This window comes from Epibacterium sp. Ofav1-8, from assembly GCF_022348185.1.
In the GTDB taxonomy this organism is placed as follows: domain Bacteria; phylum Pseudomonadota; class Alphaproteobacteria; order Rhodobacterales; family Rhodobacteraceae; genus Epibacterium.
The window spans coordinates 371,798-394,139 of record NZ_JAKRFD010000003.1 but is presented as its reverse complement, the minus strand read 5'-3'; the positions used below and the strand labels follow the sequence as shown (position 1 = coordinate 394,139).

At 64.0% G+C, this 22,342-nt stretch carries 24 protein-coding genes; 13 read left to right on the top strand and 11 right to left on the bottom strand.

What is annotated here, in order from left to right:
* Positions 1-181 precede the first annotated feature (181 nt).
* The 5 genes from thrS to MHM97_RS07160 all read left to right on the top strand — a co-directional run bounded on the left by thrS (position 182) and on the right by MHM97_RS07160 (position 4,937).
* Positions 182-2,128 carry a threonine--tRNA ligase gene (thrS, locus tag MHM97_RS07180; RefSeq protein ID WP_239321272.1) on the top strand — a complete coding sequence of 649 codons (1,947 nt, stop codon included), beginning with the start codon at positions 182-184 and terminating at the stop codon, positions 2,126-2,128.
* Positions 2,129-2,347: 219 nt separating this feature from the next.
* Positions 2,348-2,653 carry a BufA1 family periplasmic bufferin-type metallophore gene (locus MHM97_RS07175; protein ID WP_239321269.1) on the top strand — a complete coding sequence of 102 codons (306 nt, stop codon included), beginning with the start codon at positions 2,348-2,350 and terminating at the stop codon, positions 2,651-2,653.
* Positions 2,654-2,746: 93 nt separating this feature from the next.
* Positions 2,747-3,619, top strand: coding sequence for an MNIO family bufferin maturase (bufB, locus tag MHM97_RS07170; RefSeq protein ID WP_239321266.1), 873 nt, complete (start codon positions 2,747-2,749; stop codon positions 3,617-3,619).
* The gene (locus MHM97_RS07165; protein ID WP_239321263.1) at positions 3,619-4,365 is read left to right on the top strand and encodes an HvfC/BufC N-terminal domain-containing protein; all 747 of its coding nucleotides are present in this window, start codon (positions 3,619-3,621) and stop codon (positions 4,363-4,365) included. Before bufB ends, MHM97_RS07165 begins: the two co-directional genes overlap by 1 nt.
* Before the next feature lie 8 nt (positions 4,366-4,373).
* Complete coding sequence (locus tag MHM97_RS07160; protein WP_239321260.1) at positions 4,374-4,937, top strand: DoxX family membrane protein; 564 nt, start codon at positions 4,374-4,376, stop codon at positions 4,935-4,937.
* Positions 4,938-5,016: 79 nt separating this feature from the next.
* Here the strand turns inward: MHM97_RS07160 and MHM97_RS07155 are convergent, their stop codons facing one another.
* Positions 5,017-5,334: an ArsC/Spx/MgsR family protein gene (locus tag MHM97_RS07155; protein WP_239321258.1), complete on the bottom strand. Its 318-nt coding sequence runs from the start codon at positions 5,332-5,334 to the stop codon at positions 5,017-5,019.
* A gap of 222 nt (positions 5,335-5,556) precedes the next feature.
* Here MHM97_RS07155 and MHM97_RS07150 point away from each other — a divergent pair, with 222 nt between their 5' ends.
* Positions 5,557-5,763 carry a cold-shock protein gene (locus MHM97_RS07150; protein ID WP_239321255.1) on the top strand — a complete coding sequence of 69 codons (207 nt, stop codon included), beginning with the start codon at positions 5,557-5,559 and terminating at the stop codon, positions 5,761-5,763.
* Positions 5,764-5,870: 107 nt separating this feature from the next.
* Here the strand turns inward: MHM97_RS07150 and MHM97_RS07145 are convergent, their stop codons facing one another.
* Positions 5,871-6,353 carry a dihydrofolate reductase gene (locus tag MHM97_RS07145; RefSeq protein WP_239321252.1) on the bottom strand — a complete coding sequence of 161 codons (483 nt, stop codon included), beginning with the start codon at positions 6,351-6,353 and terminating at the stop codon, positions 5,871-5,873.
* 27 nt (positions 6,354-6,380) lie between these two features.
* Positions 6,381-7,214, bottom strand: a complete 834-nt coding sequence (locus tag MHM97_RS07140) for a thymidylate synthase (RefSeq protein WP_239321250.1) — start codon at positions 7,212-7,214, stop codon at positions 6,381-6,383.
* Positions 7,215-7,363: 149 nt separating this feature from the next.
* Here MHM97_RS07140 and MHM97_RS07135 point away from each other — a divergent pair, with 149 nt between their 5' ends.
* Complete coding sequence (locus MHM97_RS07135) at positions 7,364-7,792, top strand: VOC family protein (RefSeq protein WP_239321247.1); 429 nt, start codon at positions 7,364-7,366, stop codon at positions 7,790-7,792.
* A 704-nt stretch (positions 7,793-8,496) separates the two neighbouring features.
* Here the strand turns inward: MHM97_RS07135 and MHM97_RS07130 are convergent.
* From MHM97_RS07130 to MHM97_RS07120, 3 genes are all read right to left on the bottom strand, one after another.
* Entirely contained in the window at positions 8,497-8,994 is a 498-nt protein-coding gene (locus tag MHM97_RS07130; protein ID WP_239321245.1) for a MarR family winged helix-turn-helix transcriptional regulator, read from the bottom strand.
* A gap of 79 nt (positions 8,995-9,073) precedes the next feature.
* The gene (locus tag MHM97_RS07125; protein ID WP_239321242.1) at positions 9,074-9,349 is read right to left on the bottom strand and encodes a succinate dehydrogenase assembly factor 2; all 276 of its coding nucleotides are present in this window, start codon (positions 9,347-9,349) and stop codon (positions 9,074-9,076) included.
* Positions 9,346-9,747: a helix-turn-helix domain-containing protein gene (locus MHM97_RS07120; RefSeq protein ID WP_239321240.1), complete on the bottom strand. Its 402-nt coding sequence runs from the start codon at positions 9,745-9,747 to the stop codon at positions 9,346-9,348. Before MHM97_RS07120 ends, MHM97_RS07125 begins: the two co-directional genes overlap by 4 nt.
* An 84-nt stretch (positions 9,748-9,831) precedes the next feature.
* Here MHM97_RS07120 and MHM97_RS07115 point away from each other — a divergent pair, with 84 nt between their 5' ends.
* The 3 genes from MHM97_RS07115 (at position 9,832) to MHM97_RS07105 (ending at position 12,392) form a co-directional block, all read left to right on the top strand.
* Positions 9,832-11,034 carry a pyridoxal phosphate-dependent aminotransferase gene (locus tag MHM97_RS07115; RefSeq protein WP_239321419.1) on the top strand — a complete coding sequence of 401 codons (1,203 nt, stop codon included), beginning with the start codon at positions 9,832-9,834 and terminating at the stop codon, positions 11,032-11,034.
* Between the two features lie 211 nt (positions 11,035-11,245).
* Positions 11,246-11,647, top strand: a complete 402-nt coding sequence (locus MHM97_RS07110; protein ID WP_239321237.1) for a GFA family protein — start codon at positions 11,246-11,248, stop codon at positions 11,645-11,647.
* 325 nt (positions 11,648-11,972) lie between these two features.
* The gene (locus MHM97_RS07105; RefSeq protein WP_239321235.1) at positions 11,973-12,392 is read left to right on the top strand and encodes a hypothetical protein; all 420 of its coding nucleotides are present in this window, start codon (positions 11,973-11,975) and stop codon (positions 12,390-12,392) included.
* A gap of 84 nt (positions 12,393-12,476) precedes the next feature.
* On the opposite strand, the gene MHM97_RS07100 is transcribed toward MHM97_RS07105, so the two are convergent.
* From MHM97_RS07100 to MHM97_RS07080, 5 genes are all read right to left on the bottom strand, one after another.
* Positions 12,477-13,868 (bottom strand): MATE family efflux transporter, encoded by a 1,392-nt coding sequence (locus tag MHM97_RS07100; RefSeq protein WP_239321418.1) that lies wholly within the window; start codon positions 13,866-13,868, stop codon positions 12,477-12,479.
* A gap of 461 nt (positions 13,869-14,329) precedes the next feature.
* Entirely contained in the window at positions 14,330-15,334 is a 1,005-nt protein-coding gene (locus tag MHM97_RS07095) for a nickel/cobalt transporter (RefSeq protein WP_239321232.1), read from the bottom strand.
* Position 15,335: 1 nt separating this feature from the next.
* Positions 15,336-15,986, bottom strand: coding sequence for a DUF1007 family protein (locus MHM97_RS07090; RefSeq protein ID WP_239321230.1), 651 nt, complete (start codon positions 15,984-15,986; stop codon positions 15,336-15,338).
* A 94-nt stretch (positions 15,987-16,080) separates the two neighbouring features.
* Positions 16,081-16,689: a peroxidase-related enzyme gene (locus MHM97_RS07085; protein WP_239321227.1), complete on the bottom strand. Its 609-nt coding sequence runs from the start codon at positions 16,687-16,689 to the stop codon at positions 16,081-16,083.
* A gap of 76 nt (positions 16,690-16,765) precedes the next feature.
* Positions 16,766-18,181, bottom strand: coding sequence for a pyridoxal phosphate-dependent decarboxylase family protein (locus MHM97_RS07080; protein WP_239321224.1), 1,416 nt, complete (start codon positions 18,179-18,181; stop codon positions 16,766-16,768).
* Between the two features lie 113 nt (positions 18,182-18,294).
* Between MHM97_RS07080 and MHM97_RS07075 the strand changes: the two genes are divergently transcribed.
* The 3 genes from MHM97_RS07075 (at position 18,295) to MHM97_RS07065 (ending at position 22,140) form a co-directional block, all read left to right on the top strand.
* Positions 18,295-18,903, top strand: coding sequence for a hypothetical protein (locus MHM97_RS07075; protein ID WP_239321221.1), 609 nt, complete (start codon positions 18,295-18,297; stop codon positions 18,901-18,903).
* A gap of 125 nt (positions 18,904-19,028) precedes the next feature.
* The gene (gene parE, locus MHM97_RS07070; protein WP_239321219.1) at positions 19,029-20,987 is read left to right on the top strand and encodes a DNA topoisomerase IV subunit B; all 1,959 of its coding nucleotides are present in this window, start codon (positions 19,029-19,031) and stop codon (positions 20,985-20,987) included.
* A complete protein-coding gene (locus tag MHM97_RS07065) occupies positions 20,980-22,140 on the top strand; it encodes a GTP pyrophosphokinase (protein WP_239321216.1) in 1,161 nt (386 codons plus the stop codon). The genes parE and MHM97_RS07065 overlap by 8 nt, the downstream gene beginning before the upstream one ends.
* Positions 22,141-22,342: the final 202 nt, after the last annotated feature.

The window sequence follows — 22,342 nt, the reverse complement described above, 5'->3', positions numbered from 1 at the left end:
CCCTTCATCTTCTCCGAAAATATCCCGGGGAGCGCGAGGGGCAGCGCCCCTCGCCCACAGCCCCCGCCTTTTTGCACCCGCCACCTTGACCTCATCGCCCCCCTCGGCCAAACAGCTCTCACACATATCACCCGCAACCGGGCGTTCAGTGGGCGCCAAACCGACGAGGAGAGCCAAGATAATGGCCCAAGTCTCCCTTACATTCCCCGATGGCAACGCGCGTTCCTATGACGCAGGCATCACCCCTGCTGAGGTCGCCGCCGACATCTCCACCTCGCTTGCGAAAAAGGCCATTTCCGCCACCGTGGACGGTCAGCACTGGGACCTGCAATGGCCCGTGACCAAGGATGCCGCCATCGCCATCCACACCATGAAGGACGAGGCGCAGGCCAATGAGCTCATCCGCCACGACCTCGCCCATATCATGGCGCGCGCGGTGCAGGAGATCTGGCCCGACACCAAGGTCACCATCGGCCCGGTCATTGAGAACGGCTGGTACTACGATTTCGACCGCGCCGAACCGTTCACGCCCGAAGATCTCGGCACCATCGAAAAGAAGATGAAAGAGATCATCAACAAGCGCGAGCCGGTGACCACCGAGGTCTGGGACCGTGCCAAGGCGGTGCAATATTACACCGACAACAACGAGCCCTATAAGGTCGAGCTGATCGACGCCATTCCCGGCGACGAGCCCTTGCGCATGTATTGGCACGGCGACTGGCAGGATCTCTGCCGCGGCCCGCACCTGCAGCACACCGGCCAGGTGCCCGGCGACGCGTTCAAACTGATGTCGATCGCAGGTGCCTATTGGCGCGGCGACAGCGATCGCGCCATGCTGCAGCGCATCTACGGCGTCGCCTTCACCGGCAAGGAAAAGCTCAAGGCGCATCTGACCATGCTGGAAGAGGCCGCCAAGCGCGACCACCGCAAGCTGGGCCGCGAGATGAACCTGTTCCACATGCAGGAAGAGGCCCCCGGTCAGGTGTTCTGGCACCCCAACGGCTGGCGGGTCTACACCACCTTGCAGGACTATATGCGTCGCCAGCAGGACAAAGGCGGCTATGTGGAGGTCAACACCCCGCAGGTGGTGGACCGCAAGCTTTGGGAGGCCTCGGGTCACTGGGACAAATACCAGGAGAACATGTTCATCGTCGAGGTCGACGAAGAACACGCCCGCGAAAAGGCCGTGAACGCGCTGAAACCGATGAACTGCCCCTGCCACGTGCAGGTGTTCAACCAGGGTCTCAAATCCTATCGCGACCTGCCGCTGCGCATGGCGGAATTCGGCTCCTGCGCGCGCTACGAACCCTCGGGGGCGCTGCATGGCATCATGCGCGTACGCGGGTTCACCCAGGACGATGGTCACATCTTCTGCACCGAAGACCAGATCGAGTCGGAAACCGCCCGGTTCATCGAGTTCTTGTCCAGGATCTATGCCGACCTCGGCTTCCACGACTGGACGATCAAACTCTCCACGCGGCCGGAAAAACGCATCGGCAGTGACGAGAGCTGGGATTTTGTGGAAAAGGCCCTGGGCGATGCCTGCAAGGCCGCGGGCTATGACTACGAACTCCTCGAAGGCGAAGGCGCATTCTACGGCCCTAAACTGGAATTCACCCTGACCGATGCGATCGGGCGGAACTGGCAATGCGGCACCCTTCAGGTGGACCCGAACCTGCCGGAACGGCTGGATGCGACCTATATCGGCCAGGACGGCGCCAAGCATCGCCCCTTCATGCTGCACCGCGCCACCCTGGGCAGTTTCGAGCGGTTCATCGGCATCCTGATCGAGGAACACGCCGGCAAGCTGCCGTTCTGGCTGGCGCCGCGTCAGGTGGTTGTCGCCTCGATCACTTCGGAGGCCGATGACTATGTGAACGAGGTGGTCGAAACCCTGCGCGCCGCCGGTGTGCGGGCCGAGGCCGACATCCGCAACGAGAAGATCAACTACAAGGTCCGCGAACACTCCGTGGGCAAGGTGCCGGTCATTCTCGCCGTCGGCCACCGCGAGGTCGAGGAGCGCACGGTTTCGGTGCGCCGCCTCGGCGAGAAACAGACCAAGGTCGAAAGCCTGGCAAATGTTACAGCGGAGCTGGCGACCGCCGCGACCCCGCCGGACCTGCTGTAACATTTCCCCGCAGTCCTGAAACGAACGGCCCCCGATCGGGGGCCGTTTTGTTACAAAAGGCCAAAATACCGTAAAGACAGCGACTTGCTGGCAACGCTTTGCTGACATTGACTGACGCAGGCGTGAGGCACGCCCTCGTGAGTTTCTTTTCGCCATCCTCCCCGGTTAGGGTGTCCGTGTCATCAAAGACGACGCTCATCACTTCAGGAGGACACGCGTATGTCGACCACCAAGAACACCCTCGCCGTTGCTGGCGCCGTTGCCGCAGCACTGACCGCCCTCTCCACCTCCCAGGCCGCCGCACAGGCCAAGGAGAAATGCTATGGCGTCTCGCTCGCCGGGCAGAATGACTGCGCCGCAGGTCCCGGCACCACCTGTGCCGGCACCTCCACCGTGGATTATCAGGGCAACGCCTGGACCCTGGTGGACAAGGGCACCTGCACCGAAATGGACCTGCCCGCAATGGCGGATGGCTCCGAACGTCAGGGCTCGCTGGAGCCGCTGGAGCGCGACCTGCCGGCCTAAGCACCGGCCTCCGACATCATCGACGGGCGCATCGGCGATGTTGCGCCCGTCCCGACCCGACAGGATTCCAGACCGACCAGAGAAAGCTCTGCCATGTTTGACCGCCCTGACCGCTCTCCCCGTTCGAACCGCCTGCCCGACGCAGCCGGTGTTGGCTACAAGCCACAGCATTTCCAGGCCATCCTGGACGCGCCGGGGACGGTCGAATGGCTGGAAATCCATGCAGAGAACTACATGGGCGACGGCGGCAGACCGCTGGCACAGCTGCGCCACCTGTCGCAACACTTCCCGATTTCCGTACATGGCGTCGGCCTCTCCATCGGCGGCGAGGCCCCGCTTGATCCCGCGCATCTGGCGCGGCTCAAGCATCTTGTCGACTGGCTGAACCCGGCCAGTTTTTCCGAACATCTCGCCTGGTCCACCCACGACAGCCATTTCTACAACGACCTGCTGCCGCTGCCCTATACCGACGACACGCTCGCCCGGGTCTGCGCACATATCGACCAGGTGCAGGACACCCTGGGTCGCCAGATGCTGCTGGAGAACCCCTCCAGCTACCTCGCCTTTGCCGAAAGCACCTGGGCAGAACCCGCTTTCCTGCACGAGATCGCCCGGCGCACCGGCTGCGGCTTGCTGCTGGACGTCAACAACGTCTTTGTCTCTGCGACCAACCTCGGCTATCGCCCGCAGGACTACATCGATGCCTACCCGCTTGACCTGGTGGGCGAAATCCATCTGGGCGGCCATGACGAGGACGCCGATGACCACGGTCGCCCGCTGTTGATCGACAGCCACGGCGCCGAGGTGGTCGATCCGGTCTGGGCGCTGCTGGACTATACGCTGGCCCGCTCCGGCCCGCGGCCCACCCTGGTGGAATGGGACACCGACGTCCCCGACTGGGTGGTTCTGGAGGCCGAGGCCGCCCGCGCCGCCGCCGCCTTGAACGCCGTGAAGGTCGCCGCGTGATGTCACGGGCGGAGCAGTTCACCCGCGCCATACTCGATGCGCGCCTGCCGGTGCCCGACGGTCTTCTGGATGGGGCGCAGCAGCCCGCCGGGCGGCGCTTCAGCGTCTATCGCAACAATGTGGCCGTCTCCCTGACGGAGGCGCTGCACCAGGGATTTCCCGTCATTGCCAAGCTGCTGGGCCAGGAAAACATGGACGGTCTCGCCGCGCTCTATCTGCGCGCGCATCCGCCGACGTCGCCGCTGATGATGCACTATGGCGACAGCTTTCCCGATTTCCTGGAAGGTCTCGAACAGCTCTCTCACCTCGGCTATCTCGGCGATGTGGCGCGGCTGGAACTGGCCCTGCGCCGCAGCTACCACGCCGCCGACGCGACGCCGCTTGACGCGCAGCACCTCGGCACGCTGCCGCCTGACACGCTGCTGTCCAGCCGTCTCGGCTTTGCCCCTGCGATGACGGTCGTGCGCTCTGCCTGGCCGATCCACGCGATCTGGGCCTACAACACCCGCGCAGACGCGCCCAAGCCACAGCCGGGTGCGCAGGATGTGCTGATCACCCGACCCGAATTCGACCCCCTCCCGCAGCCCCTGCCCCCCGGCGGGGCCGCGTGGATTGCCCTACTTCAGGCAGGCGAGACCCTCGGCACCGCGACCGAGGCCGTCACAAGTGATTTTCCCGATTTCGACCTCAGCGCCCCGCTGGCGCTTCTGATCGAGGGCTTGGCCCTCACCGACCTCTCGCAATAGGACTTCTCATGAACGCCCTGATTTCTCTGCATAACGCCGTCTTCGACCTGATCGAGCGCGCGGGCGACTGGCTGATGCCGCTGCTTGCCCGCTTCACCTTTGCCGCTGTTCTGCTGATCTACTACTGGAATTCCGGCCTCACCAAGCTGGGCGATGGCATTCTGGGGCTGTTTTCCCCATCCATCGGCGCCTACAGCCAAATTTTCCCCAAACAGCTGGAGGCCGCGGGCTATGACGTCTCGCAACTCGGGCTGTTTCACTGGCTGGTGGTGATGGCGGGAACCTACGCCGAATTCCTGCTGCCGCTGCTGATCGTGCTGGGCCTGGCCACCCGGCTGGCCGCCCTGGGCATGATCGGCTTTGTGGTGGTGCAGTCGCTGACCGATGTCTATGGCCACGGCGCCACCGATGCCAAGACGCTGGGCGCCTGGTTCGACCGCGCGTCCGACAGTGTCATCATGGACCAGCGGCTGCTGTGGGTCTTTGTCCTGTTGGTCCTGGTGGTCAAGGGCGCGGGCGCCCTGTCGCTGGATGCGCTGCTGCGCCGCCGGCACGGAGATGTCGCCCCCTGACCGACCACCGCACCCCCTACATGACGGCGCGCGCGGATCTCCCTGCGCGCGCCGTTTTTGTGCCATCCGTGGCGCGTGTTCAGGCCACCCCAAGCGCCGTTTTTACATCGGCCGTCCAGCCAAGATAGAGGTTGTCGCCCTGCTCGATCAGCGGCCGTTTCATCAGACTCGGATGCTCCGCCAGCAGCGCCAACGGCGGTTTTGCCCGGTCCTCCTCGCTCAGATTTCGCCATGTGGTTGAACGTGTATTGAGCAACTTATCCGGGAATTGAGCAAATGCCCGCTCAATAATCGCTTGTGGAACGCCGCTGACACGGACATCGACAAACTCCGCATCTGGCAGTGATTTCATCGCCTTACGGCACGTATCGCAGGTCTTCAGACCATAGAGCTTCATTCCCGTTCTCCGCTCGATAGGAAAGTTTCACACAATTTACGGTAGAGTCTCACCGATTTCCTTTGATTTTTCAAAACCGCGTGCCACACTGAATATGGCCCTTTTTAACCAAGGGTCATGGTCTCCGCAGCCCGGGCACCGCCCATCGGGTCCGGTGCCTGTGGACGAAAGGTACTTTGAGCATGCTCAAAGTGAAGTGCAAGTGAGAAGGAGACACGGGACATGCCAAGTGGCACCGTGAAATGGTTCAACACCACCAAGGGCTATGGTTTTATTGAACCCGATGAGGGCGGCAAGGACGTGTTCGTCCATATTTCCGCCGTCGAACGCTCGGGCCTGACAGGCCTGGCTGACAATCAGAAAGTGGGATATGAGCTGACCGAAGGCCGCGACGGCCGTCAAATGGCCGGCGACATTCGCCCGCTCTAACGCCCTTCCCCCAAAACATCTCTGCGCCCGATCCGCGGCTTCGGGGCTTGGGCGCAGTTTCGGGATGTCCTGTCAAACGCGCGAACCGCCGGGCCCGCGCCCCCCGTTCACCCCGTGGCGCGCAGGTATTCCCGCAGCACGCAGGCCGGCGCGTCCTCGCGCAGCGGCAGGCTTGCTGCCTGCCGCCAATGCGCCTGATCGAAGTCCGGGAAGAAGGCATCCGCCTCTTCGATGTCCAGATCGACCTCGGTGATCATCAGCCGGTCCGCCATGGGCAGCATGCCGCGATAGATCCCGGACCCGCCGATACCATAGATCCGCGCATAGCCCGCAGCGCGCGCCAGCGCCACCGCCTCCGCAATCGACGGCACCACCGTCTCCGCCACCGTGGGGTCGGAGGACACCACGATATTGAACCGGTTCTTCAATGGTTTGACCGGCAGGCTGTCCCAGGTGTTGCGCCCCATGATGATGGCGCCGCCCAGGGTCTCGCGCTGAAACGCCTTCAGATCCTCCGGCGCGCGCCAGGGAATATCGTTGTCCTTGCCGATGGCCCCGTTGCGGGCGCGGGCGACGATGAGTGTAATCATGACATGCCTGTGAGTTGGCCGATGCGGTCAGACCGCGACCGGCGCCTTGATGGTGGGATCGGGCGCATAGCCGACGACCTCGAAATCCTCGTATTTGAAATCGAAGATCGAGGAGACCTCCCGCGTGATGCGCAGCTTCGGCAGGGCCTTGGGGCGGCGCGACAGTTGCAGCGCCACCTGATCCATGTGGTTGGAATAGATATGGGCGTCGCCCATCGTGTGCACAAAGGTGCCGACCTCATAGCCGGTCACATGCGCCAGCATCTGCAGCAGCAGCGCATAGGAGGCGATGTTGAACGGCACGCCCAGGAACATGTCGGCCGAGCGCTGATAGAGTTGCAGATGCAGCTTGCCCCCCAACACGCGCACCTGCCACAGGGTATGACAGGGCGGCAGCGCCATATCGGGCACATCACCCGGGTTCCAGGCGGTCACGATCAGGCGGCGGCTGTCGGGGCTGGTGCGGATCATCTCCACCAGATCGGCGATCTGGTCCACGGTGCCCGCACGATAGAGCGGCTCATCCCCCAGCGTGCCCTCAGCCAGCTCCAGCCGGGGAAACTTGCGCCACTGATGCCCGTAGACCGGCCCGAGGTCGCCGTTTTCATCCGCCCATTCATCCCAGATCGAAACACCGTTATCTTTCAGATAGGTGATATTGGTGTCCCCGGACAGGAACCACAGCAGTTCGTGGATGATGGAGCGCAGGTGCAGCTTTTTCGTGGTGACCAGCGGAAACCCCTCGGCCAGATCATAGCGCTGCTGCATGCCAAAACAGGACAGGGTGCCGGTGCCGGTGCGATCTGTCGTCTCCACCCCGTGGTCAAGGATATGCTGCAAGGCGTCGTGATACTGCTGCATGGCGCGGGCCTCCTGTTTGCCCTCCGGTGATAGCCTGCCGCAGAAAGAGATCCAAGCAGTTTACCCGCGCGCCCTCGACATTCGCGCTTCAGCGCTTAGGTTGAGCGGCAACGCCGGAGTGCTCCGGCACAGGACAGAAGGACATCCCCATGCCGCTCAAGTATCTGCACACCATGGTCCGCGTGAAGGACCTGGAGAAATCCATGGCGTTCTATGCGCTTCTGGGGCTCAAGGAGACCCGCCGCCACGACAGCGAAGGCGGGCGGTTCTCGCTGATCTTCATGGCGCCTCCCGGTCAGGAAGAGGCCCCGATCGAACTGACCTGGAACTGGGATGGCGACGACGCATTGCCCTCCGACAGCCGTCACTTCGGCCACCTCGCCTATGAGGTCGATAACATCTACGAGATGTGCCAGCATCTGATGGACAATGGCGTCACCATCAATCGCCCGCCGCGCGACGGGCGCATGGCGTTTGTGCGCTCTCCGGACAATATCTCCATCGAGTTGCTCCAGGCGGGTGAGGCGCTGGCCCCCGCCGAGCCCTGGGCCAGCATGGAAAACACCGGCCACTGGTAAGCCATCGACGGCTGCGCGCGTGCAACCGCTCCCGACGCTCGGGGGCGGTTTTTTCGTTACTGCTCCGCTGCACGCCAAAGGGACTGCATCACAGGCCACGCATCACAAGCCACTCATCACAGGCCACTCAACACAGGCCACTCAACACAGGCCACTCATCACAGGTTGCCCAACGCAGAGTGCCAAACCCAAGGCGCCCGGCGCAGGACGGGCCTGCACCGGGGGAGCCTGAAAGGCCATACCACATCTGCGCCAACCGCCCTGCGATGGTGCCCGCCGTCGGAGCCTATGCGCACCCGGGCTCCGGGGGCTTGCCCCCATTCCCGGACACATCCGCACAGGTATCGGTCCCGGCGCGATGCGGGATGATCGATCCGCAACAGCAGCCCCCTGGCGGCAACGTCTGCTCGGGTGGCCCAAAGGTCACCGTCGCAGCGATCCCGACCTCATGGGATGCAACGTGATACGTGTCTAATCTAACAGAGTGCCGAGTTCTCCGGCATCGGCAGTGCCTCGGTTGCTTCTGCAACCGCCCCCGTCTCGTCCTTCTCACCGCTGGCTGCGGCTGGCTGGACAGGGTTGACAGTCTTGCGAGGTCGTCCGGTCTAGATGGCTATCTCCGGCGGTGCCGGCTGTGGCGATAGGGGGCGACGATGCATATCCTGTCTTGTGCTTCCCGGACCTCATAGCCCGAAAAACGGCGCTTAATAGATGTAGCGAATCTGGTCAGACCAGTACCGCTCCATGCGTTTGAGGGAGCCGGTGATGTCCTCGATCCCCTCGGCGCTGATCACGCCTTTGGTCTCCAGGCCCTCCGCATGGCGAGAGAACAGCGACGCAACGATGTCGCGGATTTCCCGGCCGCGGGGGGTCAGGCGCACACGAACCGACCGGCGGTCGATCTCGCAGCGCTGATGGTGCATATAGCCCATCTCCACCAGCTTCTTCAGGTTGTAGCTGACGTTGCTGCCCTGATAGTAGCCACGGGTTTTCAACTCGCCCGCGGTCACTTCATTGTCGCCAATGTTGAACAGCAACAGAGCCTGCACCGCGTTGATGTCAAGGACACCCACGCGTTCAAACTCATCCTTGATCACGTCAAGCAACAGGCGGTGAAGTCTCTCCACCAGCGCCAGTGCGTCAAGGTAACCAGTCATGAACCCTTTGCGGTCCAGCTGGTTGATCGGTCGTTCCATACTCATTCAGCATCTCCGAATCGAAATTGCTTCATGACAAATGTGACCGGTATTTCCTGAAAATGCGTTAAACCGGATTTCTCTTTTATTTTTGGTATGTTCGAGAGATCTCGTCGACCAGCGCGTGAAATTGATCCGGCGCGGGGGCCTGACCGGTTACCCATTGGTAAAGATCCTGGTCATTTTCCCGCAGGAGCAGGTCATAGAGATCCAGTTTTTCGTCGCTCATCGCGGCCAGATTCGCTGCCGCATAGCCCGACAGCAGGATGTCCATTTCCTTGATCCCCCGGCGCATGGAGCGCATGGAGAGCCGCTTGATGCGGATCTCCCTGTTTTCCGGGCCGGCGTCGGCCTCGATCATTGCGCCGGCTCCTGCGCGGCCGCCAGACGCCGCAGGGTCTTTTCCAGACGCCCGGCGCGTTCGGCCTGCATCCGCAGATCCTCGCGCAGGCTGCGCAATTCGCGCGCGATCGCCGCCATGTCTTCGCCCAGCGTGTCCTCTGTCGGCACCGACAGATCGTCGCCCTCGCCGGTCAGCAGCCAGCTCATGGAGACATTCAAAAGGCCCGAAAGCATCGACAGCTTGTTTGCACGCGGCTCCGACAGGTCCTGCTCCCAGCCCACCAGGGTGGTTTTCTTCACGCCCATGCGGCGCGCGAGCTGGCCCTGGGACATGCCCGCGCTTTCCCGCGCCGCCGCCACGCGGTCGCCGAATGTTGCTGCATCGGGGCCGTACCAATCCGTCGTGGTGTCGGTCATGTGGTCTCTCCTTCGTGGATGACTTGATTGCCGTTTGAGCACACCCTAAGAGGTTTGCACATGACATTCAAACCGAGGTCCGACATGTCCTTTCTTTCTGCGACACTTTCCCGCGTCAAACCTTCGCCGACCATCGCGGTCACCAACAAGGCGCGCGAGTTGAAAGCCGCGGGACGCGACGTGATCGGCCTGGGAGCCGGCGAGCCCGATTTCGACACGCCGCAGTCCATCAAGGACGCCGCGGTGCGCGCCATCGCCGAGGGCAAGACCAAATACACCGCCGTCGACGGCATTCCCGAGCTGAAGCAGGCGATTTGTGAGAAGTTCAAACGCGACAACGGCTTGGATTACACGCCGGCGCAGGTCACGGTGAATTCCGGGGGCAAGCAGACGCTGTACAATGCGCTGATGGCGACGCTCAATCCCGGCGACGAGGTGATCATCCCGGCACCCTATTGGGTCAGCTATCCCGACATGGTGCTGCTGGCCGGTGGCACGCCGGTGGCGGTGGAGGCGAGTCTCGAGACCAGCTTCAAGCTGACGCCGGAGCAGCTGGAGGCGGCGATCACGCCAAAGACCAAATGGTTCATCTTCAACTCGCCCTCCAACCCCACCGGCGCGGGCTATTCGCGCAGTGAACTCAAGGCGCTGACGGATGTGCTGCTGCGCCACCCGCATGTCTGGGTGATGACCGACGACATGTACGAACATCTCGCCTATGATGATTTCGAATTCTGCACCCCGGCGCAGGTGGAACCCGGCCTTTATGACCGCACGCTGACCTGCAATGGCGTCTCCAAGGCCTATGCGATGACCGGCTGGCGCATCGGCTATGCCGCCGGCCCCGAGCCGCTGATCGCCGCCATGCGCAAGGTGCAGTCGCAGTCCACGTCGAACCCCTGTTCGGTCAGCCAATATGCCGCGCTCGAGGCGCTGACCGGCCCGCAGGATTTCCTCGCCGCCAACAACGAGATCTTCGTACGCCGCCGCAACCTGGTGGTGTCGATGCTGTCCGAGATCGAGGGGCTGACCTGCCCGGTGCCGGAGGGGGCCTTTTACGTCTACCCGTCGATCGCCGGGCTGATCGGCAAGACCACGCCCGCCGGCACCAGGATCACCGATGACGAGGCCTTTGCCACCGCGCTTCTGGAAGAGGCCGATGTGGCGGTGGTCTTTGGCGCGGCCTTTGGCCTGTCACCGAATTTCCGCGTCAGCTACGCCACTTCGGATGCGGCCCTCAAGGAAGCCTGCAGCCGCATCCAGCGCTTCTGCGCCGCGCTGCGCTGACCCTCCCGGCTCCGGAGCGCCTGTCGCAGTTGGCGCAGCGCCCCGGTCATGACCCGAAGACATGATCGAACGCCCGCGTAGCGGGGGCGATCAGGGCTGGGCGGCGAGGATCAGGCGCGCTGGCTTCTGCCGCTGGGCTGGGCTGATCACCGCGAGGGGAGGACCAACCGGACCTGGACAGACCAGCTCCGCCGCCAAAAGGAGACCTGCCATGACCGTCAGAACCGGCGGCTGCCTGTGCGGGCGCGTGCGTTTCACCGTGACCGGCGCGCCAGATCGTGTCGGCCTGTGCCACTGCCTCGACTGCCGCAAACACCACGGCGCGCCCTTCTATGCGGCCGCTGTCTTTGCGCCCGAACAGCTGAGTGTGACCGGCGATGTACGGTGCTACCAGGGGCGCTGCTTCTGCCCGACCTGCGGGTCTTCGGTCTATGCCACCAGCGGGGGAGAGGTTGAAATCCACCTTGGCGCGCTGGATGACGCCGATCAATTCGAACCCAGCTATGAGCTGTGGACCCGGCGTCGCGAAACCTGGCTACGCCCCCTGCCCGGGACGCGCCAATACGCTGGCAATCGCTGCGAGCCGGACGAAGATGGTCAGGACGACGCGTGACAGGACGCCGACTGGCAGGAGGGACCTGCCCCTTCTCGCACACACCTCACGGTTTTAAAGGGAAATCCCTTCTCTGAACCGCTCAGAGGTGTTGCGCTGCGCGTTGCGCATCGCGGTGGGGCGGCGGCCGCGCCTGCGGCGCGGCCGCCGCCGGGCCCAACCAGGCCAAGGACACGTGCCGACAGGCAGGGGTCCTGCATGGGCGGGAGCGCCCCCGCCCGTCTGTGCGGCGCACCTGGCGCATGCCCCGGCGGTGGGAAGGGCTTGCTCTGGTGTTCCAGACTGCTACCCTGCGCCAAACACCGGATCTCGCTCAGGAAACCAGATGACCACCACCCTGCCCGACTACTATTTCCGCATCCGAGAAAACGGCGCCCAGGTGTTTCGCGTCGACGCAGAGAGCCGCAACCGCCGCATCGAGATGGATCAGATCGCGGTGGTGAACCTGCGCAAGCGGGACATCAAACCGCATGGCGACCGGGTGCTGAGCGCCGAGGATCGCAGCGCCATCGAGGCCTGGATGCAGGATCGCAGCGCCCTCCTGGCCACGCGCGAGGTGGATGACATCCTGCGCACGGTGGACCACCTGAACCTCACCGCCCAATGGGCACAATCGCGCGCCTCGGAGGCCCAGCTCGATCAGATCACCGATGCCCTGCTGCTGGCCATGCACGACCTGCGCAACGTGCTGGTGCGCAAGAAGGCCGACCGGCTTGGTCAGAACAGCCCGGACACGTCGGCATAGCGCCGCGATGCGCTTAACGCGCAGCACAAGACCGCACAGCCTGCTCAATCACGACACCGGAGCACCTGTCGCACCCGCCGCGCCTCAGGCTGGACCCGCCATCGCATCCGTCGGCGGCACATCGCCGGGGGGCGGCGTGTCGATCCGTTTCAGCGCATGCAGCCAGAACCGCACCAGCAGCAACACACCTGCCGTACTCAGGCCTAGGATCAGCCCGATCCAGACGCCGACGCCGCCCATCTCGGCCCGGAAGCCCAGGATATAGGAGGTCGGCACCCCGACCGCCCAATAGCTGAGCGCCGCCATCACCATCGGCACGCCGGTATCCAACAGCCCCCGCAGCAGCCCCAGCGCGATCGCCTGCATGCCATCCATCAGCTGGAACAGCCCCGCCATCGCCAGCAGCGAAATGCCGATCGCCAGGATCTCGGGCCTCTGCGGATCGTCGGGGTCGAGGAACAGCAGGATCAGCGGCTCCGGCGCCAGGAAGAACACCAGCGCCGTGGCCACCGCGATCAGCAGCGAGGCCAGCGTGACCACCACCGCGCCGCGCACCATATGCGCCTTGTCACCGCGCCCCAGCGCGTTGCCCACCCGGATGGTGGCGGCATTGGACAGGCCCAGATGCGCCATGAAGGTCAGCCCCGCCACCGACACCGCAATCCCATGCGCGGCCAGGGGCACCGTGCCCAGCCAGCCCATCATCAGGGCGGAGGCGGAGAACAGGCTGACCTCGCACAGGGTGGTCAGACCGATCGGCAGACCATGGCGCACGATCTCGCGCATCATTTCCCAGTCCGGGCGCTGCAGGTTGCGCAGCAGGTCATGCTCCGGCAAGCGCCACAGCGCATAGGCCACCACCGCCAGCAAGGACACCGTCTGCGTCGCCAGCGAGGCCAGCGCCGCGCCCTGCAACCCCAGTTCCGGAAACCCGAAATGGCCGAAGATCAGCACGTAGTTCACCATCGCGTTGACCACCGCCGCCAGCACCGTGATCCACAGCACCGCCTGGGTGCGCTCCAGCCCGGCGAGGTAGGACTTCAGCACCATCACCAGCAGCGCCGGAAAGATGCCCCAGCCCGCGATCCGCAGATACGTACCAGCATCCGCAGCGACCTGCGGCTCCTGACCCGCCGCCAGCAGGATCGCCTCGGAATACCACATCAAGGGCATCGACAGCGCGCCATACACCACCGACAGCCACAGCCCCATGCGGGTGGCGCGGCGGATGCGGCGGTGATCGTCGGTCGCTGCCGCCGAGGCCACCATCGGCATCACCGCAAAGGCAAACCCGGCCCCGAGAATGAACCACACAAAAAAGAAACTCTGCGCCAGCGTCACCGCCGCCAGCTCGGCAACACCGTACCAGCCCAGCATCACCGTATCCGTGAGACCGATGGCAAATTGCGCCAGATGCCCGCCGATCAGCGGCAGGCCGAGGATCGACAGCGCGCGGACATGGCCGCCATAACTCATCTGAACCGGCGACGTCGGCGCGGTCAGAGACCCTTGGGGCGGGGGAGCGGATGTATTGCTTGCCATGTGCACGGCCTCCTTCTGACACTGGCATTAGGCCGGGTCCGCGGTGGCGGCAAGACGGCGTCGCGTACCGATACAATTGCACAACAATGAGGCACCGAAAAGACGCGAAACCCCGCCTATAGCGTCTTCTCGCGCAGTGCGGGGGCGCGGGCGAGGCAATCCAGGCCGCGCTCCAACGGTGCGATCTCGCGCCGCCGGTGGGCACGCGCGCAAGGTCGGCATCACCGGTGTGGGCAGGGTTTGGAACCGGGGCGCAGGATGTCTCCGCCCGCCACAACACATGAAAAGGGGATCGCGGCCGCCCGAACCGAACCGGACCGGGCCGGTCAGGCTATAGCGTTTCCGCAAGCAGCGCGATCATGCGATGGGGGCACGGGCGCGCGGGGGCGCAGCCCTCAGAGGCTGCGCAGCAGCAGTTGCAGGCACAGGGCCGTCACCAGCAGACCGGCGCAGACCTCAAGCGCCGCCGCCAGCCGGATGCTCCCGGTCCCGCCCTGCCCCAGCACCCGCGCCAGCAGGCCACCGCGCACCCCGGCTGCCAACAGCGCCACGCTCAGCGTTACGCTGGCAGTGCCCAGCCCCATGGCAAAGGTGCCCGCGACCCCGGCCGCCAGCACGTCCAGCCGCCAGGTCAGCAGCAACAGGAACACCGCGCCGGTACAGGGCCGCGCCGCAATGCTGAGGACAATCGCCAACGCCTCGCGCCAGGAGGTCAGCCGCGCCGCCTCCTCCAGCGTGGGGCCGTGGCGATGGCCGCAGCTTGCACAGACCTCTCCCGGCCCGTGGTCATGGCTGTGGTCATGGTGGTCGTGATGATGACTGTGATCGTGTCCATGGTGATGGTGCGTATCGCCCTGCGGATCACCCCCACCAACCGGGGCGGCTTCGGAGCGCAGACGCAGCGCCCGGCGCAGGCCGCGCAGCATCAGATAGAGGCCCAGCACCGCCATCAGCCCGTAGGACACCGGCGCCAGCAGATCTTCGGCGGTGGCGGTCAGACGTTCGCGGCCCCAGTCGAACAGCCAGACGCCGCTCAGCACCAGCAGCACCGCACTGGCGGCCTGCGCCAGGGACGAGGCCACCGCCAGCCCCGACAGCCGCCATAGGGTCACCGCACGGCCCAATCCATAGCCACCGATCACCAGCTTGCCATGGCCGGGTCCGGCGGCGTGAAAGAACCCATAGGCAAAGCAGACCCCCATCAGGCTCCACCAGGCGCCGGGTGCGCCGGCCTTCAGCGCCCGCAGCCCCTGCGCCATGGCGTTCTGCGCCTCGCGCTGCGCCTCGGCGGCGGCCCGCAGCAGCGGATCTGCACCGCCAAAGCCCCAAAGCCAGAGCGCCAGCCCCAGCACCCCAAGCAGCGTCACCGCCCCCAGCGCGGTCAGGATCGGTCGTGCCATCTCAGCCCTCGCAGGCCAGCGACACGGTGGCGGCAAAGGCCGCGCCCACCTCCGGATAGGACTCCTCGGCCTGGTCCGTCGGCATCGCATAGAGCAGTTCTTCGACCATCGTATAGGCCTGATCCAGATTGGGGGGCGTGATCGACGCGGTACAGGGGCCGGTGACCTCGACCCCGCGGCTCAGGTCATAGGCGGTGTAATAGGTCGGATCATAGGGTTTGACCGTGACCCCCGCCGCCTGCACCGGGTTTGTTTCGGCCAGCACGCGCCGGTGGCGGGTGGTGATGATCCCCTGCTCGACCTCCGTGCTCAGATGTTCGGGCGCGCCCAGCGCCAGCGCCTCTCCGCCCGCCGACAGGTACAGGTCACCCTTGAACCCCGGCGACCAGTTGAGGTCGAACCCCCGCAGCTGCTCCAGCTCCGCCACGGTCAGGCGGCCGTCAAAATCACTGTCGAGCCGCAGATCCTCAAAGATCAGCAGCGAGTAGAAATCATCATAGGCCCAGGTGACCTCCACCGCCGTCAACTCCCCGTCCGGAGTGACCTCCAGCGTCAGCCCCGTGTCCACAAAGATATGCGGATGGGCGCGCAGCGGCGCCGGGACAAGCAGCAGCAGGCAGAGGGAGAGGGAGAGGGAGAGCGGTCGTATCATGTTATAACATCTATGCGTTGTCTCCGCCCGGCTCAAGCGGCGCGAGGCCGGGGCGCGGCCGCATGGGCCGGTTTTTGCCCGCAAGGCGGCCATGTCAGCGATGCCCCCAGTCCTGCGGGTCCTCGCTGTTGCCCGGGCTGAGGCCCAGCACATCGCCCTCGGTCGAGCAGCCCAGCCCCAGCACCGTGCGGTTGGCATAGGCGAAATAGGCCACGACCTGGTTGATCTCCAGGATCTCGCCATCGCTCAGCCCGGCATCCTTCAGCGCCCAGACGTCGTTGATCTCCATCGCGGCGGGGCGTTCGGTCAGCTTGCGGGCATAGACCATCGCCGCCCGTTCGGCCTCGCGCACCGGCAGCGCCTCCACGTCGCGCGCCTCGATCGCCGCCCGGATCGCCGCGGCGCGGTCGTCATCCTGCATCAGCCGCGTCAGCCCGGCAAAGTGATGCTCGACGCAATAGGCGCAACCGTTCAGCGCCGAGACCCAGACCCCCAGCATTTCCAGCACCCATTTGGGCAGCGTGTTGCCGGTGTGATGCAGCACATTCTTGTAAAGAGCCATATGCCCTTCCATCGAATGGGGCCGCAACCCATGCACCATCATGATGTTGTCGACGTTCCCCTCCGGCCCGGCCACCCGGTCATACAGCTTGCGCAACTTGCCGGTTGCCTCTTCAAAGGGAACGGTTTCAATCCACGGCATCGGCACCTCCAGACATACACCTGCGTCAAAGCTACCCCGCCCGGCATCGAATGCAAGACCGGGCGCCCCGCTGACGTCAGTCGGCGCGTCGCAATTGCGTGATCGCCGCCAATGCCGCGGCAATATCCGCGCTTCGGGTGCGGTGGTTGGTGATCGCGGCGCGCAGGGCGGTGAGGCCGCCGATCCGCGTCGTTGAAAACACCGCCACACCGGCCAGTTGCAGCGCCGTGGCGATCTGCGCATTGATCTGCGACTGCCGTTCGGGCGGGGCCTCCGGGGCGGCGGTGAACACACAGACGTTGGACACCACCGGGTGCATCAATGCCAGCCCTTCTGTCGCGTCGATCTGCGCGCCCATCTCTGCCGCCAGCCGGCAGTTGTCGGTGATCGCCGCGGCAAAGGCTGCCTCGCCGAACATCTCCAGCGCGCACCAGACCTTGATCGCGCGGTTGCCCCGGCTGAGGTCGATGCCATAGTCGCAGAACCACGGTTCGCCCCCCGCCAGCCCCTCCGGCGCGCCATCCAGATAGGCCGGCCGCGCCGCAAAGGCCGCGCGATGGGCGCTTTCGTCCCGCATCAGCACCAGCCCGCAGTCATAGCCCACATACATCCACTTGTGGAAATCCAGCGCAATGCTGTCGGCCCGCTCGATGCCCTCGCTGAGCGCGCGCCAGGGCGGCTCCGCCAGCCGGGTCCAGGCGCCAAAGGCCCCGTCCACATGCAGCCACAGCCCCTCTTGCGCCGCCACATCCGCCAGCACTTCGAGATCGTCAAACAGCCCCAGATCCACCGATCCCGCGGTGCCGACGATCAGGAAGGGCCGCGCCCCTGCGGCGCGGTCCTCCTCCAGCATGTCCCGCAGCGCATCCGGGTCCATGCGGCCCTCGCGCAAGGGCACCTGACGCAGGTTGTCCGCCCCGATGCCCAGCAGCTCCAGCGCCTTTACCGTGGCATTGTGCACGCCCGCCCCCGCATAGGCGGTAAGCCGCAGATCGCCCTGCCCCGCCTGTCGCAGATCCGGGATCACCCGCAGCCGCGCCGCCTGAAAGGCCAGCACCGTGGCCTGCGAGGTGCCGGTGGTCAGGACACCGCTGGCCGCCTCGGGAAAGCCCATGATCCGGCGCGCCCAGTCGATCACCGCACGCTCCATCCGGTTGGCGCCATGGTCGCGGCCACCGCAATTGGCGTTCACCGCCGCCGCTGCCATGCCCGCGATCAGATCGGAGGTCAGACCGCTGCCCTGCACCCAGCCCCAGAACCGCGGATGGATATTGCCGCCGTGATGCGGCAGCACATCCTCGACCAGCCGCGCCACCAGATCGCCCTGATCCGCCTGCCCGATGGCATAGCGCGCCTCCAGATCCTCCGGCACCGGCTGCCAGGGCCGGTTGCGCGCCACCTGCATCTGGCTGATCGCCGCATCCAGCATCCGCCGCGCCTCGGCCCGAAACGCACTCCAGTCGTCGGGCTCCAGCATGCCGTTCTTGCCCATGGACCTGTGTCCCCCGTTTGCTAAGCTGCGCCTGTTTGAACAGCACATTGAGCAGCCCACCCCCAAAGGGTCAACTCGGGCTGCACCAAAAACAGACAAACGGAGGTTCCATCGTGGCCATTGGACGCGTTGAGCGCATCACAGCCCTGGTTGCGGCGCTCCTGGGCATTGCAACCGGCATCGGCTACTTCTGGGATCGGCTGCGCCCAACGCCGACATTGGCCTATTTCGACGGCACCGCCAGCACCGATGCCAGCCAGCTGCACGACGGCGACAATGCGGCGCTGCACGCGTTCCTGACCCAGCAGGCCAACACCCCGGTCTTTCTGGACCTCTCCGTCTACGTCAACGAGCTGTCGCCGCGCCGCACACCGGCCTGTGACGGCGATCCGCCCGCTGGCATGAGCGCCGCCCCGGACGCGAGCTCCTATGTGTTCTGGTCCCTCGATCCGAACAGCACCTGCATCACCGAGGGGGGCGTTCAACAGCCCTCCGCGTCGCTGTTCGCCGTGGATTTCGCGCTTGATCACAGCATTCCGGGGGCGGACGTCCAGATCCCCCCATCCTCCAGCGGCGGCGTGGGGCGTTGGGTTCAGCGGATCTCGGGCTTCTTTCTGGTTGCGCCCGGACCCTCAGGTGGCCAGCAGGCTTTCACCCTCACGCCGACGCCCGTCCCCCAGGATCTGCGTCAGGCCACCCGTGCGGCCGCCGCCGAAGGCTGACCCTCCGGGCCGTCCCTCCCCCCGGGGCGCCCTTATCCACAGGCCGCGCTGGCCCCTTCCCCCGCCCGATCACATGCGCCATAATGGCTGCCAACCAAACCAAACGAATGAGCAGCGATCCGCACATGGCCGACGATCTCCTGAGCCCGTCCTCGTCTGAAACCTATGACGCCTCCTCCATCGAAGTCCTCGAGGGCCTCGAACCCGTGCGTCAGCGCCCCGGCATGTATATCGGCGGCACCGACGAGCGCGCGCTGCACCACATGGTGGCCGAGATCCTCGACAACTCCATGGACGAGGCCGTCGCCGGCCACGCCAACCGCATCGAGGTGGAGCTGCACGCCGACTACTCGCTGACGGTGCGCGACAACGGCCGCGGCATCCCGATCGACCCGCATCCGAAGTTTCCTGACAAATCGGCGCTGGAGGTGATCCTCTGCACCCTGCACGCGGGCGGCAAGTTCTCCGGCAAGGCCTATCAGACCTCGGGCGGCCTGCACGGGGTCGGCTCTTCGGTTGTGAACGCGCTCTCGGATTCGCTGGTGGTGCAGGTGGCCAAGAACAAGGAGTTGTTCGAACAGCGGTTCTCGCGCGGCAAGCCCCTGGGCGGGGTGGAAAAGATCGGCGCCGCCCCCAACCGGCGCGGCACCACGGTGACCTTCCACGCCGACGAGGAGATCTTCGGCTCGCATCGCTTCAAGCCCGCGCGCCTGTTCAAACTGGTGCGCTCCAAGGCCTATCTGTTCTCCGGCGTCGAGATCCGCTGGAAATCCGCCATCGACGACACTGAAACCCCGACCGAGGCCACCTTCCACTTCCCCGGCGGCCTCAAGGACTACCTGACCGAGGTGCTGGGCAAATCCTCCGTCTATGCGGATGCGCCCTTCGCCGGCAAGGTGGAGTTCCGCGAGAAATTCGGCGAGCCGGGCTATGTGGAATGGGCGATCAACTGGACGCCCTCGCGCGACGGCTTCACCCAGAGCTACTGTAACACCGTGCCCACGCCCGAGGGCGGCACCCATGTCGCCGGGTTCTGGGCCGCGATCCTCAAGGGCATCAAGGCCTATGGCGAGCTGGTCGGCAACAAGAAGGCCGCCCAGATCACCCGCGACGACCTGATGGCGGGCGGCTGCGCGCTGGTCTCCTGCTTCATCGCCGACCCGGCCTTTGTCGGCCAGACCAAGGATCGCCTCTCCACCGAGGGCGCGGCCAAGATGGTCGAAAACTCGGTCCGCGACCACTTCGACAACTGGCTTGCCGCCGATACCAAATCCGCCGGTGCCATCCTCGATTTCCTGATCCTGCGCGCCGAGGAACGCCTGCGCCGCAAGCAGGAGAAAGAGACCCAGCGCAAATCGGCCACCAAGAAGCTGCGCCTGCCCGGCAAGCTCACCGACTGTACCTCCAAGGACCGCAGCGGCACCGAATTGTTCATCGTCGAGGGCGACTCTGCGGGCGGCTCCGGCAAGGGCGCGCGCTCGCGCGAATACCAGGCGCTCTTGCCGCTCAAGGGCAAGATCCTCAACGTGCTGGGCGCCGCCTCCAACAAGCTCAGTTCAAACGCCGAGATCCGCGATTTGTGCGAAGCCCTCGGCGTCGGGCTTGGCACCAAGTTCAACCTCGACGATCTGCGCTATGACAAGATCATCATCATGACCGACGCGGATGTCGACGGCGCCCATATCGCCTCTCTCCTGATGACCTTCTTCTTCACCCAGATGCGCCCGTTGATTGACGGCGGCCACCTCTATCTGGCCTGCCCGCCCCTGTTCCGCCTGACGCAAGGCGCAAAACGCGTCTATTGCCTCGACGAGGCCGAGCGCGACATGTGGTTGGAGAAGGGTTTGGGCGGCAAAGGCAAGATCGACGTGAGCCGCTTCAAGGGTCTGGGCGAGATGGACGCCAAGGACCTGAAAGAGACCACCATGGACCCCAAGACTCGCAAGCTGATCCGGGTCACCATCGACGAGGACGAACCCGGCGAGACGGGCGACCTGGTGGAGCGTCTGATGGGCAAGAAACCCGAACTGCGCTTCCAGTATATTCAAGAGAACGCGAAGTTCGTGGAGGAGCTGGATGTCTAAGACAGAAAATGCATTCTTCGAAAATTTCGGCTTTCCACGTAAATACAAAAAAATACACCCCCAGCTTGAAAAACTGCAAAAAAACGCTCATAGCATTGTAGAGGATGTTCTGCGCGATGAAGGCATCCCCGTCCTACAAGTGCAGTCGAGAATCAAATCTCCTGAAAGCGCGCTCGAAAAGTTTCTCCAAAAAAATTACGAAGACCCCTTCGCGCAAATAACTGACTTCGTCGGCCTCAGGACGATTGTGTACCTTGAATCTGATGTGGATAGAGCGGCTGATGCTTTACGCCAAACATTTTCGATTGACGAAGACAACAGCGTGGACAAGCGGTTTCCTGATGCCCCAAACGTCGTTGGCTACCGCTCACTGCACTTGATTTGCCACTTGGGAGTTAAGAGAGCGGCACACAAAGAGTACAGCGGCATCTGTAACATGCCATTTGAGGTGCAGATTCGAACTGCCCTTACGCATACTTGGGCCGAAATTGAGCACAAACAAAACTACAAATCCAGTCAGGCTTTGCCAAAGCGGCTACAGCGCAAATTGAACTTGATCGCAGCGACCCTTGAATCTGTTGATTTACAATTGGACAGCCTCAACAAAGACGCCAAAAACTACAGAGACGACCTGAAGAACGAGGCCAATGAGGAAATCACGAAGGACGAACTATCCGATACATCCTTGGAAGTTGTCTCTAAAAAATTCGCCGAACGCCACGGCATAAAACTTTCGCCTCCTGATAACGTAGACTACCAGAACATTCTCCAAGATCTCTCGGAGTACAATATAAAGACGGTAGGTGAACTAAGAGATTTTCTTCGTGATTTTCCCGGCGAAAAACTCAAAAAAGACCAAAAGACCGACACTGTTTCAGGTTACCTTTCACTGGCCATGGCAGCTAACGACTTCGACAAGTACCTGAAAATTCTACAAAGCAATAAACGCGCAGTACTTAAACGCCGGCTACCAAAATACATGTCCGTTACTGGCATTGAACAACTCGAAGAAAAACTAATTTCTGCAGGAGTTGAAATACGAGAAAACCAAAACATCCTTAGAACTTTGCTAAAATTTAAGGTATCCGACACACTACTGCCACACTTCGATGACGATGACGATGACGATGACGATGACGATGAAAACACCTAAAGGTGACTAGGCAGACCGGGGTCAAGGCGCGCTTTCCTGCACACGGTATGCACCACAAGGCCCGCGCCTGACCTTGGGGAGGTGCGAATGCGCCTTCCCGGGGGGAAGGTCAGGCGCGGGCCGTGCCGCTGCGCCCCACGTCCCAAGGGGAATTCCTGCAGGCGGTGCATTTTGGGGCAGGTGTTGCAGCGCGGGGCTCCGC